Source organism: Mycobacterium sp. SMC-8 (genome assembly GCF_025263565.1).
Taxonomy (GTDB): domain Bacteria; phylum Actinomycetota; class Actinomycetes; order Mycobacteriales; family Mycobacteriaceae; genus Mycobacterium.
Map to the genome: position 1 here is coordinate 4,707,122 of NZ_CP079865.1, position 18,412 is coordinate 4,725,533.

The window sequence follows — 18,412 nt, forward strand, 5'->3', positions numbered from 1 at the left end:
AAGCCGCGGGTGTTACATCAGTTCGCTGTCAACGCCGGCTCGTCTCCGATCGCACCCGGTCACCATCGACGCCGTTTCCTCACTCACGCGGTTCGGCATTGACGCCGGTTATCCCCAGTCTGGGTTTTATCCACAGGTGGGGCTTTCCGTTGCGCGCTGTGCCTGCGCGGGACGGGATAATCGAACGTATGTTTGATCGGCTGTTTGCGGGGGTGGAGGAGCCCGCGCTGCTTGCTGCGATCGAAGAGTGCGCCCGTGAGGAGGCCCAGGCCGGGGCGCGGAAAGCCGCGGCGATCGCCGAGTTGGTGTATTCCACGGTGGACAGGGATGACGAGCACGACGACTGGGTGTATGACTGCTGGGCCCAGACCGCCTCTGAGCTAGGCGCGGTGCTCAATCTCGGGCACAGGCGGGCCTCGGGGCAGATGCGGATCGCGATGGCGTTGCGCGATCGGTTGCCTGGGCTGGCCGAACGGTATCTGCAGGGCCGGGTCAGCGCCCAGGTGGTGTCCAAGATTTGTTGGCGCACCCGCCTGGTCGAGGATGCGCAGGTGTGGGCGCTGCTCGACGAGCAGTTGGCGACCCACGCCCCGCAGTGGGGGTCGTTGTCGGAAGAGGCGTTGGTGCGGGCCATTGATGCGGTGATCGACCGGTATGACCCGGACGCGCGGATCCGGTCCAAGGAGGTCATCGCGGGCCGCGATTTTCATATCGGGGCCCACGAGGATCCCGATGAGTGGGTGTTGATCTGGGGTCAGATCCTGGGCTGTGATGCCGTGCTGCTGGCGGCCCGGATCGCTGAATTGCTCAAGAACGTGTGTGCGGATGATCCGCGCGACATGGGGGAGCGGCGCTCGTGTGCGGTGGGGGCGATCATCCGAGGCCAGGACCATCTGCCGTGCCGGTGCGGCAAAGCGGACTGCCCCGGCGCTGCGCCGGTGGCTCCGGGCAGCTCGAATGTGGTGATCTCCGTGCTCGCCGATCCCGCCGCCTTGGAGGCCGCCCACGACCTTATAGCCGCCCAAGACCAGCAACAACAGAACCAACCCCAGTCCGAGCCTGAGCCTGCGGAGGAGTCCCAATCCGAGCGTGAGCCGAATCCTGCGGCGTGCGTGAAGGATTCGGGGTTGGCGTTGTTGCCGGGGGTGAAGGTGCTGCCGATCGTGGCGTTGGCCGAGGCGATCCGGGATGGGGCGGCGATCAAACAGCTGTGGTTGCCCGGCCCGGAACCCGAGCCGCACTACCGTCCCTCGGCGAAGCTGGCGGCGTTCGTGCGCGCCCGGGACCTGTTCTGCCGCTTCCCGGGCTGCACGGTGCCGGCCGAACACTGCGACCTCGACCACGTGCTGCCCTGGCCCTACGGGCCCACCCATCCGTCGAACCTGAACTGCAAATGCCGCACCCACCACCTGGCCAAGACGTTTTGGGACGGTTGGCGCGACGAACAACTTCCTGATGGCACGGTGATCTGGACGACCCCGGCCGGGCTGCGCTACACCACGGTGCCCGGCAGCCGGGTGTTGTTCCCCGGCTGGAACACCACCACCGCGAAACTACCGCCGAGGACCTGGCCGCCCCCAGATCCCGGCCGTAGTGCCAGGATGCCCAAACGACGACGCCCCCGCGCCGCCGAGGACGCCGCGCGGATCACGGCCGAACGCGAACACAACGCCGCCCAACGCGCCCTGGAGGAAGAGGCGCACACCGCGGCACAAGTCGCCGCACAAGTCGGCGCGGCCGCCGAACGACATCGACGGCCAGACCCACCACCACCACCTGAGCCCGGCTCTCACCACGGCGACGACCCGCCACCTTTCTAGGCGCGAGGTCCACCGTTCAGCGGGCTTCCGCGGCGGCGCGCATCGCCTCGCAGAGCGCCGCGGCGCGGGGGTCTTCGAAGATGTCCTCCAGCAGCATCTGCCTGCCGTCCGGGCCGGCCAGCGGGACCCGCCAGTTGGCGTACTCGTCGGTGGTTCCAGGCTGATTCTGCGTGCGGACCTCTCCGACCGCATCGGCCAACGACAGCGACAGCAGCCGCGAGGGTGTGCGACCCAGGTAGCGGTGCAGCGCCAGCACGACCTCCTCGACTTCATCGGCCTCGTCGACGTCACCGGATCCGTTGTCGAGCAGGCCCACTCGGCGCAGCTCGGCCATCCACCCCCGCTGATGTTCGCGGTCGCCGGCCAACTCCTCCTCGGCCGGCCGGGTCAGCAACCCCAGCTCGTCACGCAGGCGTACGTGCTCACCGGCGAGATAGCCCGCCGTCGGCGGAAGGTCGTGGGTTGTCACCGCCGACAGGCAGTACTCCCGCCACCGCTCGGCGGGCAGAGGACCACCGTCGCCGTCCCGATCGCTCTCGAACCACAGAATCGACGTGCCGAAAAGCCCGCGGTCGCTCAGATAATCCCGCACCCACGGTTCCACCGTGCCGAGGTCCTCGCCGACGACCACGGCTCCCACCCGTTGCGCCTCCAACGCGACGATCCCGATCATCGCCTCGTGGTCGTACCGCACATAGGTGCCCTCAGTCGGCAACGCGCCCTTCGGAATCCACCACAGCCGGAACAGGCCGATGATGTGGTCGATACGCACGCCGCCCGCATGTCGCAGCACCGCGCTCACCAGGGCGCGGAACGGTTCGTACGCCTGCTCGGCTAGCCGGTCCGGGCGCCACGGCGGCTGCGACCAGTCCTGACCGAGCTGATTGAACTCGTCCGGAGGCGCACCCGCGGTCACCCCGAGCGCCAGCACGTCCTGCAGCGCCCACGCGTCGGCACCGTTGGGATCCACCCCGACCGCCAGGTCGTGCATGATGCCGAGCTTCATACCGGCCTGGAGGGCGCGGTCCTGGGCTGCCGACAACTGCTCGTCGACAATCCACTGCAGCCAACGATGGAAGTCGACCTCGTTGGGATGTTCGTCGACGAACGCAGCGACCGCCGCGCTTCGCGGATGCTGCAACTCCTCGGGCCACTGCCGCCAATCGGCCCCGTATTGGTCGGCCAGCGCACACCAGGTCGCGAAATCGTCGAGGCTGCGCCCCTCGCGTTCCAGAAACGCCTCGTAAGCGATCTCGCGCCCTGCCGACAGCTCGACGAGGTACACCGTCTCCAGCGCTGCCCGCTTGGACGTCCACGCACTGTCCCGGTCGATCTGCTCGGATCTGGCCGCCCGGGTCTGCACCTGTGTCTGTGCCTTGCGAATGCGGCTACGGTGCCGGACATAGGCGAACTCGGGCACCGCCTGTACCCGCAGATACATCGGGTTGACGAACCGGCGCGACGTCGGCAGATATGGCGACGGCTCCATCGGTGCCACCGGCGCCGCTGCGTGCAGCGGGTTCACCAGCACGAAGCCCGCGCGGTGCCGCGCTGCCGACCACACCGCCAGGTCTGTCAAATCCGTCAGATCGCCTACACCCCATGAGTTCCGGGACCGCACACTGTAGAGCTGGGTGGCCAGACCCCAGGTGCGGCCGGAGCCGAGCCGGTCCGCGCAGTTCAGCCTTGCGGGCGCCACGATGACGGTGGTGCTGACATCGGAGTCGGCGACCGCGAGGTGCAGGGTGTGGTAACCCATCGGCAGGTCGGCGGGCAACTCGAAGGTGGCCTCGCCGACCAGTCTGCCGTTCAGATCAAAAGGCGGCCTGTTGTTTTCGAGTTGGCGCAGGCCTGTGCGCACACTGCCGTCTTCGAGCCGCAGCCATAGCCGCGCCGGGTCGCCGTGGGTGACGTGCACCCAGAACGGGGTCGCGACCCCGGTGCGGCCCACGATCGAGGGAGGCAGCGGACGGTCCCAGTGGTCCCGGTCGTGCCGGGCGAGCGCTTCGGCGCGGTCCCGGTCGGTGGCCGCCGCGACACCGAGCGCGTCGAGCACCGCGATCAGCGTCGACGCCGGCACCGGAACGGATCTGCCCGTCCAGTCCGTGTACTCACTGGCCACTCCGTATCGGTGCGCGAGGTCGACCAGCTCCGCGGGCACTCCCCAGTCATCCGCCATGGCGCCAATCTTGCCCTGTGAACGGCGATCGCAAACGTCGAAGACGGCGGCCCAAGGCGACGGAGGTATGGTCGCTGCGTGGCGTCAGCTCGGGTCGCGGTTGCCGCCCTCTTCCTCACCAACGGCGCGCTCTTCGCCAATCTGCTGCCCCGGTATCCGGAGATCAAGACCGACCTGGCGATGTCCAACGCCGTGTACGGCGCAGCCGTCGCCTCGTTCTCGGCCGGTGCGCTGATGGCCGGTCCGGCCGCCGCAGCGCTGATCCGACGGTTCCAGTCGGCCCGCGTGGCGGTCGCCACCACGGTCGCGCTGGGGTTGTTCATCGTGGTCGCCGGGCTGGCCTCCACGCCGTGGGTGTTCGCCGCGGCACTGTTCGCCGCCGGTGCGTGCGACTCGGTGACCGACGTCGCCCAGAATGTTAACGGCCTTCGGCTGCAACGTGATTACGGGCGGTCCATCATCAATTCGCTGCACGCGGTGTGGGCGGTCGGCGCGATCATCGGGGGCCTGATGGGAGCGGCCGCCATCGCGCTCGAGGTCCCGCGCCCGGTCCATCTCGGCGTCGCGGCCGTGGTGTTCTGCGGCGTCGTGCTGGCCGCTTACCCGCATCTGCTGCACGGCCCTGATCACGACAACCATCCGTCGACGCACGACACCGACCGCAGCGGGGTGGGCGCAGCGGTGCTGCTGACGCTGCTGGCACTGGTCGGCATGGCGGTGGCAGGAGCGACGGTCGAGGACGCCGGCAGCTCATGGGCCACGCTGTATCTGCGCGACAGTCTGGGCGCCCCGGGCGCGGTCGCGGTGATGGGCTATGTGGCGCTGGTCGGTTTCATGTTCATCGGACGGATGCTCGGTGACCGGCTGGTCGACCGGTTCGGGGACCGCGCGGTGGCCCGCAGCGGAGGACTTGTCGCAGCGCTCGGTATGGGCACCGCGCTGGCCTTTCCGACGGTGCCCGTCACCGTCGTCGGGTTCGCCGCGGCGGGACTCGGCGTGGCGACGGTGATACCGGCGGCCATGCGCGCCGCCGACGAACTGCCGGGCCTGCGCCCGGGCACCGGGCTGACGGTCCTGACATGGCTCATGCGGGTGGGTTTCCTGGGTGCCCCGTTGATCGTCGGCATCGTCGCCGACGCGACGAGCCTGCGCGTCGGCCTGCTGACCGTCCCCGTCGCGGGGGTGGCCATCGTCCTGCTCGCCGGTGCCCTCGGCGCGCGGCGCCGCGCCTGATCGGCCCGGCACCGCGGCCAGGCGCTGGTACAGTGGCGTACCGGTAACCGATCGAAGGAGCTCGGCATGACCGCGGAGGCATCCACCCGCAACGCTGCAGCCGCCCGACCTGTCGTGGACACCACCAACGGGCCGGTCCGGGGAGTCGACGACGGCCGCGCGATGTCGTGGCGCGCCATTCGCTACGCGGCGGCCCCGGTCGGAGAGCTCCGGTGGCGGGCGCCCCAGCCGCCGATGCGGTGGTCGGAACCTGCGGACGCGGGACGGGTGGGCCCGGTGTGCCCACAGCCGACCGACCCGAAGATCCCGATCGATCTCGGCGCTCCGCAAGGCGAGGACTTCCTGACGCTCAACGTCTGGGCGCCGTCGGGCACCCGCGCCGGCGACGCCAAACCGGTGTTGGTGTGGGTCCATGGTGGCGCTTACATCCTGGGTTCGGCCAGCCAGCCGCTGTACCACGGCCGTGCCCTGGCCACCGGCGGTGACGCGATCGTCGTGACGGTGAACTACCGACTCGGCGCGCTGGGCTTCCTGGAACTGTCCACCCTCGGCGCCGACCGGGAGCGCTTCGCGACCAACCTCGGGTTGCGCGACGTACTGGCCGCACTGGAATGGGTGCGCGACAACATCGCCGCGTTCGGCGGAGACCCGGCACGGGTGACGGTGTTCGGCGAGTCCGCGGGCGGCGGCATCATCACTTCCCTGCTGGCGAGTCCGGCCGCGGCCGGACTGTTCAGCGCGGCGATCTCGCAGAGTTCACCGGTGACCTCCACCTACGATCTGGGGCGCGCGGAGCGGGTCGCCCAACGGTTCATGGAAGTGCTCGGCGCCAGCCGGGAGGACCTGCACCGACTGGCTGACGCACCGATCCACGCCCTGGTCGAGGCGTCACGGGCGGTGTTCGACGAGGTCCCCGCGCGCACCCCGGGCACGCTGGCCTTCGCCCCGACCGTCGACGGCGACCTTCTCCCGGATTACCCGGTCAACGCCGCCAGGAAGGGCCTGACCCACCCGGTGCCGCTGATCATCGGCACCAACAAGAACGAGGCCGCGCTGTTCCGGTACATGAAGTCGCCGCTGATGCCGATCGCGCCGGAATCCATCAAGGCGATGTTCGCCGAGATCGCTGCCGAACAGCCGCACCTGAAGCTGCCCGGCGAGGACGTCCTGAAGGGCACCTACCGCGGGCGCGGCAAGACGCACGGTCTCAGCCTGACCAGCGACCTCGGCTTCCGGATGCCGTCGATCTGGTTCGCGGACGGGCACCGCGCGGTCGCCCCGGTGTACCTGTACCGCTTCGATTTCCACACCCCGCTGCTGCGGCTGCTGCGTCTGCACGCCGCGCACGCCACCGAACTGCCGTTCGTGTGGGGCAATCTGCTTGCCGGCCGCAGGGATCCGACGTTCGCGCTCGGCGGCCGCAAGGCCGGCGCGGCGGTTTCCGAACGGATGCGGGCACGCTGGGTCAATTTCGCCGCGACCGGCGAACCCACCGCACCGGGGGACGCGCCGGCGTGGCGTCCCTACGACGCCGAGGACCGTGCGACGTTGGTGATCGACAAGCAGGACATCGTGGTCGACGACCTCGACGCCGGTGTCCGGCAGGCTTGGGGCGACGACGTCCTGAGCTTCCTGTAGAGCCGTAGACTCACCCCGGAGGTGCACGCCGTGGAGTTCCTGGACTTCCTGCCACCGCAGATGCGCGAACCCGTATTGTTCGCGATCCCGTTCTTCCTGCTGCTGCTCATCATCGAGTGGACGGCGGCACGCAAGCTCGAGCACGCGGTCACAGAGGAGGGGACCCCCGGCGTCGGCGCGTACCACACCCGCGACTCGTGGGCGAGCCTGTCGATGGGGCTGGTCTCGGTCGCCACCATGAGCGCCTGGAAGTTCCTCGCGCTGTTGGGTTATGCCGCGATCTACGCCTACCTGGCGCCGTGGCATCTGCCCGCGACGCAGTGGTACACGTGGGTGATCGCGATCGTGGGCGTCGATCTGCTGTTCTACTTCTATCACCGCATCGCGCACCGGGTCCGGGTGGTGTGGGCGACGCATCAGGCCCACCACTCCAGCGAGTACTTCAATTTCGCGACCGCACTGCGGCAGAAGTGGAACAACAGCGGCGAGATCCTGATGTGGATCCCGTTGCCGTTGTTGGGCGTTCCGCCGTGGATGGTGTTCGTGGCGTTCTCGTTCAACCTGATCTACCAGTTTTGGATCCACACCGAGCGGATCGGAAAGCTCTGGCGCCCTGTCGAATTCATCTTCAACACCCCGTCTCACCATCGGGTGCACCATGGGATGGACCAGCTGTATCTGGACAAGAACTACGGAGGCATCCTGATCATCTGGGATCGCCTCTTCGGCACCTTCCAGCCCGAGGTGTTCCGGCCTCGCTACGGGCTCACCAAACCGGTGGAAACATTCAACATCTGGAAACTCCAGACCCACGAGTACGCGGCGATCGGACGCGACGTGCGTTCGGCACGCGGATGGCGGGCCAAGCTCGGCTACATCTTCGGCCCGCCCGGATGGCAGCCGAACGTGGAGTGCCGAACCGGGACGGAGGCGCATGCCACGCCGTAATGTGCGCGCTGTGCAGACAGTCTTCGACGCCGAGGTGGATCCGGTGCTGGTGGACCGGTCGCTGGCCGGAAGCACCCCGGGTTCGGTGTGGCTTAACATCCCGCGCCCTGAGTTCCCGTCCCCGTCCGGTCCGGTCACCTGCGACCTGGTGGTCATCGGCGGCGGCTACACCGGGCTGTGGAGCGCGCTGCGCGCGGCGCGGCGCCACCCGGACCGCCGAATCGTCCTGGTCGAGGCCGACCGCATCGGCTGGGCCGCATCCGGGCGCAACGGCGGCTTCGTCGACGCCAGCCTGACCCACGGCTACGAGAACGGGAAGTCGCGCTGGCCCAACGAGATCGACACGCTCGAGGAGATGGGGCGGGAGAACCTCGACGGCATGCAGGACGACATCACCCGGCTGGGACTCGATGTCGAGTGGGAGCGCACCGGCATGCTCACGGTGGCGACCGAGCCGCATCAGGTGGAGTGGCTGGCCGACGCGGCCGCCGACGGCCAGGGCCGGTTCCTGGACGCGTCCCAGGTGCGCGCCGAGGTGAACTCACCGACTTATCGGGCCGGGCTGCTCAGTCCGGACAGCTGCGCGATCGTCCACCCGGCGAAGCTGGCCTTGGAACTGGCCCGCGCCTGCCAGGACGCCGGGGTGGAGGTCTTCGAGCACACCGCCGCCACCCGGATCGACTCCGGGGGTGCCGCGCTGCGCATCCACACCGACGGGCCGACGATCACCTGCCGCCAGGCGGTGCTGGCCACCAACGTGTTCCCGAGCCTGCTGCGCCGCAACAAGCACTACACGGTGCCGGTGTACGACTACGTGCTGGCCACCGAACCGCTCACCGACGCGCAACTGGACCGTATCGGCTGGCGCGGACGGCAGGGGATCGGCGACAGCGCCAACCAGTTCCACTACTACCGTCTGACCCGGGACAATCGGATCGTCTGGGGCGGGTACGACGCTGTCTACCACTTCGGCCGGAAAGTGAAGCCGGCCTACGAGGACCGCGGGCAGACCTATCGCAGGTTGGCCGCGCATTTCTTCATCACGTTCCCGCAGCTCGACGACGTCCGGTTCACCCACCGCTGGGCGGGCGCGATCGACACCAACACCAGGTTCTGTGCGCACTGGGGACTGGCCCGCGAGGGTCGCGTCGCCTATGTCAACGGTTTCACCGGGCTGGGCGTCGGCGCCACCCGGTTCGCCGCCGACGTCTGCCTGGACCTGCTGGACGGGACGCCAACCCGTCGCACCGAGCTCGAAATGGTGCGTCGCAAGCCGCTGCCGTTCCCGCCGGAGCCGTTGGCCAGCGTGGGCATTCAGGCCACCCGCTGGTCGCTGGACCGGGCCGATCACACCGGCGGCCGGCGCAACCTGCTGCTGCGCGCACTCGACGCCGCCGGCCTGGGATTCGACTCCTGAACCGTTTGTAACGGACCTTTATCTGACCGCGATGAGGTGGTTACATCACATCACGGGTAGGGCGGAGGGGCTGTGTCTGTTCGGTCGTCATCTCGAGTGCTGCAGTTGCTGTTCGCGGTCTTCGCACCCGCCATCGCGTTGGCGTTGCAGGCGGCGCCCGCCCACGCCCAACCGCCCGTGGTGGTGTTTCCGGGAATGGAGATCCATCAGGACACCGTGCTGTGCACGCTCGGCTACGTCGACCCGCAGACCCGAATCGGCTACACCGCGGGCCACTGCCGCGCCTCCGGCACCGTCTCCGACAAGTTCGGCACCATGATCGGCACCCAGGGCACCTTCCGCGACAACACTCCCAACGGCATGACAGTCGACACCAACCATCAGATCACCGACTGGGAGGTCATCCACCTGGCCCCGCACGTCGCGGTCAACAACGTGCTCCCCGGCGGCAAGGTGCTGGTGACCGATCCCGCGGTGCTGCCCGTGCGTGGCATGCCGGTGTGCCACTTCGGCGTCGTCACCGGCGAGAGCTGCGGCACCATCGAGTCGGTGAACAACGGCTGGTTCACCATGACCAACGGCGTGGTGAGCCGCAAGGGCGACTCCGGCGGGCCGGTGTACACGCCGACCCCGGATGGGCGCACCGTCCTGATCGGCCTGTTCAACAGCACCTGGGGAACGCTGCCCGCGGCGGTGTCGTGGCAGGTCGCCCGCCAGCAGGCCGACAGCGACACCATCTCCGCAGCATCGGCGGTCGTCGCGCCGCAGCCCTGACGGTTCCGGCCTGCGCGCCGCAGTGCCGAAATTAGAACATGTTCTAGCCTGTGGGCGCGGCTGGCGATATCCTCTCAAGCGATGCTCGACCAGACACCTGTCCAGATCGCCTGGGTGACCGACGACCTCGCCGCCACCGAGACGGCGCTGACCTCGTTGTTGGGCGCGCGCAGGTGGGTACGCATGCCGGGCGTGCACTTCGGCCCGCACACCTGCACCTACCGCGGACAACCGGCCGATCACGTCGCCGACATCTCGCTCAGCTACGCCGGTGACACCCAGCTCGAGGTGATCGCCCCGGTGCGCGGACCGAGCATCTACCGGGACTTTCTGGACCGGTGCGGAGCCGGACTGCACCACGTGTGCCGCGAGTTCGATTCGGCGGGGTTCGACGCCGCGACCGCGCAGGCAGACATCGTCATGGCCGGCACGATGGCCGGCGGCATGCGGTTCGCGTACGCCAGTGCCGCGGACGCCGGTGTGCCGTTCATCGAATTCGCCGACATACCAGCAGAAATCCGCGCGTTCTTCGAGCACGTGAAACAGGAGCAGAAGTGAGCATCCAGAACATCCCGGACACGGTCCACGCCGGCGACGTCACGTCCTGGTCCGACGAGGCCGACGTCGTCGTGCTCGGCTTCGGCATCGCCGGCGGGTGCGCGGCCGTCAGCGCCGCGGCGGCCGGGGCGCGGGTTCTGGTTTTGGAGAAGGCGGCCGCCGCCGGCGGGACCACATCGATGGCCGGCGGCCACTTCTACCTGGGAGGCGGCACCGCCGTGCAGCAGGCCACCGGCCACGAGGATTCGGCCGAGGAGATGTACAAGTACCTGGTGTCGCAATCGCGCGACCCGGAACACGACAAGATCCGCGCGTACTGCGAGGCCAGCGTGGAGCACTTCAATTGGCTTGAGGCGCTTGGCTTTGAGTTCGAGCGCAGCTATTACCCCGGCAAGGTCGTGGTGCCACCGGGCACCGAGGGGCTGTCCTACACCGGCAACGAGAAGGTGTGGCCGTTCTGCGAGCAGGCCAAGCCTGCACCGCGCGGGCATTCGGTGCCGGTGCCGGGGGAGTTGGGCGGTGCGGCGATGGTGATCGACCTGCTGCTCAAGCGCGCCGCCGAACTGGGCGTGCAGATCCGCTACGAGACCGGCGCGACGGCGCTCATCACCGACGACACCGGCGCGGTCGTGGGGGTGCGGTGGAAGCACTTCTCCGAATCGGGTGAGGTGAAGGCGAAATCGGTGGTCATCGCCGCCGGCGGTTTTGCGATGAACGCCGAGATGGTGGCCGAGTACACGCCGGCGTTGGGTCAGGAACGCAAGACCAAGCACCACGGCACGGTGGCGCCGTACATCCTGGGCAACCCCAACGACGACGGCCTCGGGATCAAGCTCGGGCTCTCGGCCGGCGGGGTGGCCGCCAACCTCGATCAGCTGTTCATCACCGCGGCGGCCTACCCGCCGGAGATCCTGCTCACCGGCGTCATCGTGAACAAGGACGGTAAGCGCTTCGTGGCCGAGGACTCCTACCATTCGCGCACGTCGGCTTTCGTGCTCGAGCAACCGGAGCAGACCGCGTATCTGGTGGTCGACGAGGACCATATGCAGATGCCGGAGATGCCGCTGATCAAGTTCATCGACGGCTACGAGACGATCGCCGAGATCGAGTCCGCGCTGGGCATTCCGGAGGGCAATCTGGCGGCGACGCTGGAGCGCTACAACGCCAACGCCGCCGAGGGGGTCGACCCGGATTTCCACAAGCAGCCCGAATACGTGGCCCCGCAGGACCACGGGCCGTGGGCGGTGTTCGATCTGTCCCTGGGCCGGGCGATGTACTCCGGGTTCACGATGGGCGGGCTGAAGGTGTCGATCGACGGCGAGGTGCTGCGCGAGGACGGCGGCGCGGTCGCCGGCCTGTACGCCGCGGGGGCGTGCGCGTGCAACATCGCCCAGGACGGCAAAGGGTATGCGAGCGGGACGCAGCTGGGCGAAGGGTCGTTCTTCGGGAGGCGGGCGGGAGAACACGCGGCGAGGCGTTAACCCGGGGTCGTCTCCAGTTCGCTGAGTTCCCACCGACCGTCGCCGACGAGCTTGAGCTCCCTGGTGTGGTGCTGTTCGACCGTGCTGCGGTGGCTGACGCTGACGAGGATGGTGTCCGGCAGCCGGTCCCGCACCAGCTGGTAGAGCATCAACTCCAGACCCTCGTCCAGCGCTGAGGTCGACTCGTCCAGGAACACCGCCTCGGGCCGGGTCAGCAGGATGCGCGCGAACGCCACACGCTGCTGCTCGCCGGGAGAGAGCACCTTCGCCCAGTCCTGCACTTCGTCCAGCCGATCGACCAGATGCGGCAGCGCGACGGTGGTCAGCACGTCACGCAGCTGCGCGTCGGTGATGTCGTCGGTGCTGTTCGGATAGGCGACGACGGTGCGGAGATCACCGAGCGGCACGTAGGGCAGCTGCGAGAGGAACATCGTGGCGCCCTCGCCGCCGGGTCGCCGCAGCGTCCCAGAGCAGAACGGCCAGAGCTGGGCCAGGCTGCGCAGCAGCGTAGTCTTGCCGCTGCCCGACGGTCCGGTGATCACCAGGCTGTCGCCCGGGTGCAGGGTGACGTCGAGCGGTTCGACCAGCTCCCGCCCGTCCGGTGTGCGCACCGAGACGCCCTTCATCTCGACGCGGCCGCCGTCGCAGTCCTCGCAGCCCAGCGTCGGCAGTTCACGGCCCTCCTCGTTGGCGACGACGAGGCCGTGCAGGCGGATGATGGCCGCGCGGTAGCCGGCGAAGTTGTCGTAGGCGTTGCGGAAGAACGACAGCCCGGACAGGATCTCCCGGAACGCGCTCGCGGTCTGCGACAGCTGCCCCAAGGTGATCTCTCCGCTGTAGAAGCGGGGGAACTGCACGATGTAGGGGATGAGCTCCTGGGCCTGGGTGATGCCGAGGTTCCAGCCGAGGAACTTGGCCATCCGGTTGACGTAGCGCTTGTAGTTGTCGACGATCGGCGCGAAGCGGCGTCGCAGCCCGGTGCGTTCGGCGAGCTCGCCACGGTAGAAAGCCACCGCCTCGGCGGCGTCCCGCCACCGCCTCGGCGGCGTCCCGCAGCCGCACCAAGGCATACCGGAACGCGGCGTTGAACTTCTCGTTGAGGAACGCCAGCGTGATGATCGGCCGGCCGATCCAGAACGCCACCACGGTGGCGAACAAGATGTAGACGATGCCGATCACAAACATCGCACGCGGCAACTCGACGCCGACCAGCGGCAAGGTCACCGGACCCGAGAGGTTCCACAGGATCGTGGTGAACGAGATCATCGCCGCGATCGAGGCGACCGCACCGAACAACAGCGTGGACTGTGAGGTGTTGTTTGGGGTGTTGGGCAGCGATCCGACGCCGGTGGTGAAGATGTCGATGTCCATCTGGATGCGCTGATCCGGGTTGTCGATGGTGTCGTCGATGAACCGTGCGCGGTAGTAGGCCTTGCCGTCGAGCCAGTCGCCGGTCAGCTGGTCGGTCAGCCAGGTCCGCCACCGCAGCATGAACCGCTGGGTGGCGATCAGGTCCAGCATGATGAGGGCGACGTTGAGCACGGCGAGCACGGCGAACACCGTCATCGAGAGCCAGAATCCGTCGGCGCCGGATTCCCTGACCGCCTCGTTGTCGGAGCCCAGGCCGGCGGCGATGACCTGGAAGCTGGTCATCATGTCGTTGCCCTGGAAGCTGAACAGGACCGAGAGCCGCACACTGAGGATCACCAGCAGCAGGATCCCGGCCAGCCACAGCCAGACGACGACACTCTCGGGTCCGGTGAAGTAGCCGCGGGTGACACGCCAGAACTGGCTGCCCCACGTGGTGAACCGCACGATCAGGAACAGGACGACCATTGTGGCCACCGCCGCGTACGCCCAGCCCTGGGCGATCCACCACAGCGATGTCCACAGCTCATTGCCCCAATCCAAGGTCGGGGTGAACGTTTCCATGCGGGCAAGGTACCGCGCCGACCCCGAGGGGGCGTATCGGCGTGGCTATGCCGGATCTGTGAGTCGCTCGAGCCGCCACTGGCCGTCGCCGACCAGCGCCAACCGCCTGTGATGAAACGGCGCCACCGAGTCGCGGTGGCTCACGCTGACCACGATCGTGTCGGGCAACTGGGTGCGCAGCACCCGGTAGAGCGTCTGCTCCAGACCCTCGTCCATCGCCGAGGTGGACTCGTCGAGGAACACCGTCCTCGGTTTCGCGACCAGGATGCGGGCGAACGCGATGCGTTGCTGCTCGCCGACCGACAGCACCTTGGCCCAGTCCTGCTCGTCGTTGAGCCGGATGACCAGGTTGGGCAGCGCGACATCGAGCAGGGCCTGCTGGATCACCGTGTCGTCGAATGTGCCCGACGGCTGTGGGTAGGACACCACCGTGCGCAGGTCGCCCACCGGGAAGTACGGCAGCTGCGGGACGAACATCGCCTCGTCGCGGCCGTCGGGCAACAGCACCCGGCCCGACGCGTACGGCCACATTCCGGCCAGGCTCTGCACGAGGACCGACTTGCCGATCCCGGACGGCCCGGTGATCACCAGCGCCTCACCGGTCCGCACCTGCAGGTCGAGGGTGCGTACCAGCGGGGTGCCGTCCGGTTTGCGCACCTCGACGCCTTCCACCGCCAGCGCGCCGTCGTCGGAGTGCGCCGTGCTGACCGCCGTGAACGTGCCCGCCCTGGTGTTCTGGTCGACCAGTCCGTCGAGCCGGATGATCGCCGCCCGATAGCTCGCGAACTGGTCGTAGGCGTTCCGGAAGAACGACAGGGAATCGTGGATCGCGCCGAACGCGTTCGACGACTGCCACACGTCGCCGAACGTGATGCGGCCCGCGAACAGGCCCTGCGCCTGCACGAGCCACGGCAGCGGGTTGATGGTCTGGCTCACCGACACGTTCCAGCCGAAGTAGAGCATCATGCGGTTCAGCCAGCGACGGTAGTTGGCCATCACCGCGTCCAGCCGACCCTTGAGCACCGACTGTTCGGCCGGCTCGCCGCGGTACAGCGCGATCGCGGCGCCGGCGTCGCGCACCCGCACCAGCGCGTAGCGGAAGCCCGCGTTGCGCAGTTCGTTGATGTAGCTGAGCCGGATCAGCGGGCGTCCGATGGCGAACGCGATGATCGTGGCCACCAGCACGTAGATGACGACGATCCAGAACAGCGCGCGCGGCAGCGTCAGCCCGCCGAGCGTGACCGGTTCGGACAGTCGCCACAGGATCGGGCCGAACGACAGCACCGACAGCACGGCCTCCACGGCGCCGAACAGCAGGGTGTTGCCGGAGTTGTAGATCGGATTGTTCGGCGTGCCCCCGACGCCGGCCGTGAACACGTCGATGTCCTGCTGGATCCGCTGGTCCGGGTTGTCGATGGGCCGGCCGGCGAACTGTGCGCGGTAGTAGGCGAGGTCGCCGAGCCAGTCGTCGATGAAGCGCCGGCTCAGCCAGATCCGCCACCGCATCATGAACCGCTGGGTGAGGTACATGTCGGCCAGCAGCCGGACCACGAAGCACACCGCCAGCACGGCAAAGACCCGCATCGATGCCCAGAAGCCGGCGACACCGCTGTTCATGCCGCCCTGGAACGCCACCTGCAGCGAGGTGAACAGGTCGTTGACGTAGTAGGTCAGCAGCACGTTCAACCGGACCGACACGACGACCGACAGCAGCAGCAGCGCGAACATCAGCCAGACCACCGCGCTGCGCCGTCCGGTGAAGTAGCCGCCCGTGACGCGCCAGAACTGACGCCCCCACTGGGTGAAATGGGCCAGCAGGGCCAGGATCACCAGCAGCGACACCGCGGTCAGCGCAAACGTGGTGCCGATCCACGACAGCGAATGCAAGAACTCGCGGCCCCAGTCGAGGGTCGGGCGGAACGTCTGGGTGTCAACGGTGTCCACCGCCCGGCGACCCCCCTCCGCATGCGATCCGGCTTGCGGCGAAGTTACCGCAGGTGCTCGCGCCCAGGGGAGACCCGCCGGGCAGGCTGGCGGAGGTCACGGCGGAATCATGCGCGCGAGGCCAAGTACCGTGATCCTGTGGCACGCACCTCCTCCAAGAAGGACTCCCCGAAGACCGGTCGGCTGTCGGGCCGTTTCTGGAAGCTGCTCGGCGCCAGCACCGACAAGGACCAGTCCCGGTCGATGGCTCAGGTGCACAAGGCGACCGAGTTCGACGCCAAGGCCGCCGACCTCGACGACGACCAGCTGCGCAAGGCCGCCAGACTGCTCGAGTTGGACGACCTCGCCGACTCCGCGGACATCCCGCAGTTCCTGGCGATCGCCCGCGAGGCGTCCGAACGCACCACCGGGCTGCGTCCCTTCGACGTGCAGTTGCTCGGGGCCCTGCGGATGCTGGCCGGCGACGTCGTCGAGATGGCCACCGGCGAGGGCAAGACGCTGTCCGGCGCGATCGCCGCGGCCGGCTACGCGCTGGCCGGGCGTAGCGTGCACGTGATCACGATCAACGACTACCTGGCTCGCCGCGACGCCGAATGGATGGGTCCCCTGATCGAGGCGATGGGCCTGAGCATCGGCTGGATCACCGCCGAATCCACCGCCGCCGAGCGCCGGGCCGCCTATCGGTGTGACATCACCTACGCGTCGGTCAACGAGGTCGGGTTCGACGTGTTGCGCGATCAGCTCGTCACCGATGTCGAGGACCTCGTCTCCCCGAACCCCGACGTGGCGCTGATCGACGAAGCCGACTCGGTGCTCGTCGACGAGGCGCTGGTACCGCTGGTGCTGGCGGGCACCAGCCATCGCGAGACCCCGCGGGTGGAACTGATCCGCCTGGTCGGTGAGCTGGACGAGAACACCGACTACGCCACCGACAACGACAGCCGCAACGTGCATCTGACCGAGGCCGGCGCACGGAAGATCGAGGCGGCCCTCGGCGGCATCGATCTGTACTCCGAGGAGCACGTCGCCACCACGCTGACCGAGGTGAATGTCGCGCTGCACGCCCACGTGCTGCTGCAGCGCGACGTGCACTACATCGTCCGCGACGATGCGGTGCACCTGATCAACTCGTCCCGCGGCCGCATCGCGACCCTGCAGCGCTGGCCCGACGGGTTGCAGGCCGCGGTCGAGGCCAAGGAGGGCATCGAGACCACCGAGACCGGCGAGGTGCTCGACACCATCACGGTGCAGGCGCTGATCAACCGGTATCCGCGGGTCTGCGGGATGACCGGCACCGCGCTGGCCGCCGGTGAGCAGCTGCGCCAGTTCTACAAGCTGGGCGTCTCACCGATCCCGCCCAACAAACCCAACATCCGCGAGGACGAGACCGACCGGGTGTACGTCACGATCGCGGCGAAGAACGACGCCGTCGTCGAGCACATCGCCGAGATCCACCAGACCGGGCAGCCGGTGCTGGTCGGCACCCGCGACGTCGCCGAGTCCGAGGACCTGCACGAGCGTCTGGTCAAGGCCGGGGTTCCTGCGGTGGTGCTGAACGCCAAGAACGACGCCGAGGAGGCGGCCGTGATCGCCGAGGCCGGCAAGCTCGGCGCGGTGACGGTGTCCACGCAGATGGCCGGGCGCGGCACCGACATCCGGCTCGGCGGTTCAGGCGAGGAGGACCACGATCGGGTCGCCGAGCTGGGCGGCCTGCATGTGATCGGCACCGGCCGGCACCACACCGAGCGGCTGGACAACCAGCTGCGCGGGCGGGCGGGCCGGCAGGGCGATCCCGGCACCTCGGTGTTCTTCTCCAGCTGGGAGGACGACCTGGTGGTGTCGCATCTCGACGACAACAAGCTGCCGCTGGAGTGCGACGAGAACGGCCGCGTCCTGAGCCCGAAGGCGGCGACGCTGCTTGAGCACGCCCAGCGGGTCGCCGAGGGCCGGCTGCTCGACGTGCACGCCAACACGTGGCGCTACAACCAGCTCATCGCCCAGCAGCGGGCCATCCTGGTCGAGCGCCGAGACAACCTGCTGCGCACCACAACCGCGCGCGACGAGATCGCCGAGCTGTCCCCGCAGCGCTACCAGGAGATCAAGACCAGGCTGGGCGAGGATGCCGACGCGCAGCTGGAGAAGAGCTGCCGGCTGATCATGCTCTACCACCTCGACCGGGCCTGGGCCGACCACCTGGCGTTTCTTGCTGACATCCGGGAGAGCATCCACCTGCGCGCGCTGGGCCGGCAGAACCCGCTCGACGAGTTCCACCGGATGGCAGTCGACGCGTTCGCGTCGCTGGCCGCCGACGCGATCGAGGCCGCGCAGCAGACCTTCGAGACCGCGCCGTCGATCGAGGACGAGCCCGGAGTCGACCTGTCCAAGCTGGCCCGGCCGACGTCGACGTGGACCTACATGGTTCACGACAATCCGCTGGCCGACGACACCCTGTCGGCCCTGAGCCTGCCCGGGGTGTTCCGCTAGGTTT

The 18,412-nt window shown here is 68.5% G+C and carries 11 protein-coding genes and 1 pseudogene; 9 read left to right on the plus strand and 3 right to left on the minus strand.

The window, feature by feature from the left end:
* Positions 1-188 precede the first annotated feature (188 nt).
* Positions 189-1,820, plus strand: a complete 1,632-nt coding sequence (locus tag KXD97_RS22825; RefSeq protein WP_260752634.1) for an HNH endonuclease signature motif containing protein — start codon at positions 189-191, stop codon at positions 1,818-1,820.
* A gap of 16 nt (positions 1,821-1,836) precedes the next feature.
* On the opposite strand, the gene malQ is transcribed toward KXD97_RS22825, so the two are convergent.
* Entirely contained in the window at positions 1,837-3,999 is a 2,163-nt protein-coding gene (malQ, locus tag KXD97_RS22830) for a 4-alpha-glucanotransferase (protein ID WP_260752636.1), read from the minus strand.
* Positions 4,000-4,077: 78 nt separating this feature from the next.
* Here malQ and KXD97_RS22835 point away from each other — a divergent pair, with 78 nt between their 5' ends.
* The 7 genes from KXD97_RS22835 to KXD97_RS22865 all read left to right on the plus strand — a co-directional run bounded on the left by KXD97_RS22835 (position 4,078) and on the right by KXD97_RS22865 (position 12,048).
* Positions 4,078-5,232 carry an MFS transporter gene (locus KXD97_RS22835; protein WP_260752638.1) on the plus strand — a complete coding sequence of 385 codons (1,155 nt, stop codon included), beginning with the start codon at positions 4,078-4,080 and terminating at the stop codon, positions 5,230-5,232.
* 66 nt (positions 5,233-5,298) lie between these two features.
* Positions 5,299-6,870, plus strand: a complete 1,572-nt coding sequence (locus tag KXD97_RS22840; protein WP_260752640.1) for a carboxylesterase/lipase family protein — start codon at positions 5,299-5,301, stop codon at positions 6,868-6,870.
* 60 nt (positions 6,871-6,930) lie between these two features.
* Positions 6,931-7,818, plus strand: coding sequence for a sterol desaturase family protein (locus KXD97_RS22845; protein ID WP_260758120.1), 888 nt, complete (start codon positions 6,931-6,933; stop codon positions 7,816-7,818).
* A gap of 10 nt (positions 7,819-7,828) precedes the next feature.
* Complete coding sequence (locus KXD97_RS22850; RefSeq protein WP_260752641.1) at positions 7,829-9,235, plus strand: FAD-binding oxidoreductase; 1,407 nt, start codon at positions 7,829-7,831, stop codon at positions 9,233-9,235.
* 72 nt (positions 9,236-9,307) lie between these two features.
* Entirely contained in the window at positions 9,308-10,009 is a 702-nt protein-coding gene (locus KXD97_RS22855; protein WP_260752643.1) for a S1 family peptidase, read from the plus strand.
* Positions 10,010-10,090: 81 nt separating this feature from the next.
* Positions 10,091-10,567 carry a VOC family protein gene (locus KXD97_RS22860; protein ID WP_260752646.1) on the plus strand — a complete coding sequence of 159 codons (477 nt, stop codon included), beginning with the start codon at positions 10,091-10,093 and terminating at the stop codon, positions 10,565-10,567.
* Entirely contained in the window at positions 10,564-12,048 is a 1,485-nt protein-coding gene (locus KXD97_RS22865; RefSeq protein ID WP_260752648.1) for an FAD-binding protein, read from the plus strand. Before KXD97_RS22860 ends, KXD97_RS22865 begins: the two co-directional genes overlap by 4 nt.
* On the opposite strand, the pseudogene KXD97_RS22870 reads toward KXD97_RS22865, so the two are convergent.
* Both KXD97_RS22870 and KXD97_RS22875 read right to left on the minus strand, forming a co-directional pair.
* A pseudogene (locus KXD97_RS22870) lies at positions 12,045-13,980 on the minus strand (ABC transporter ATP-binding protein/permease). The gene KXD97_RS22865 and the pseudogene KXD97_RS22870 overlap by 4 nt on opposite strands.
* A 45-nt stretch (positions 13,981-14,025) precedes the next feature.
* Positions 14,026-15,924, minus strand: a complete 1,899-nt coding sequence (locus tag KXD97_RS22875) for an ABC transporter ATP-binding protein/permease (protein WP_260752651.1) — start codon at positions 15,922-15,924, stop codon at positions 14,026-14,028.
* A gap of 138 nt (positions 15,925-16,062) precedes the next feature.
* On the opposite strand from KXD97_RS22875, the gene secA2 reads away from it, so the two are divergent.
* A complete protein-coding gene (gene secA2 / locus KXD97_RS22880; protein WP_260752652.1) occupies positions 16,063-18,408 on the plus strand; it encodes an accessory Sec system translocase SecA2 in 2,346 nt (781 codons plus the stop codon).
* The last annotated feature ends 4 nt before the right edge of the window (positions 18,409-18,412 follow it).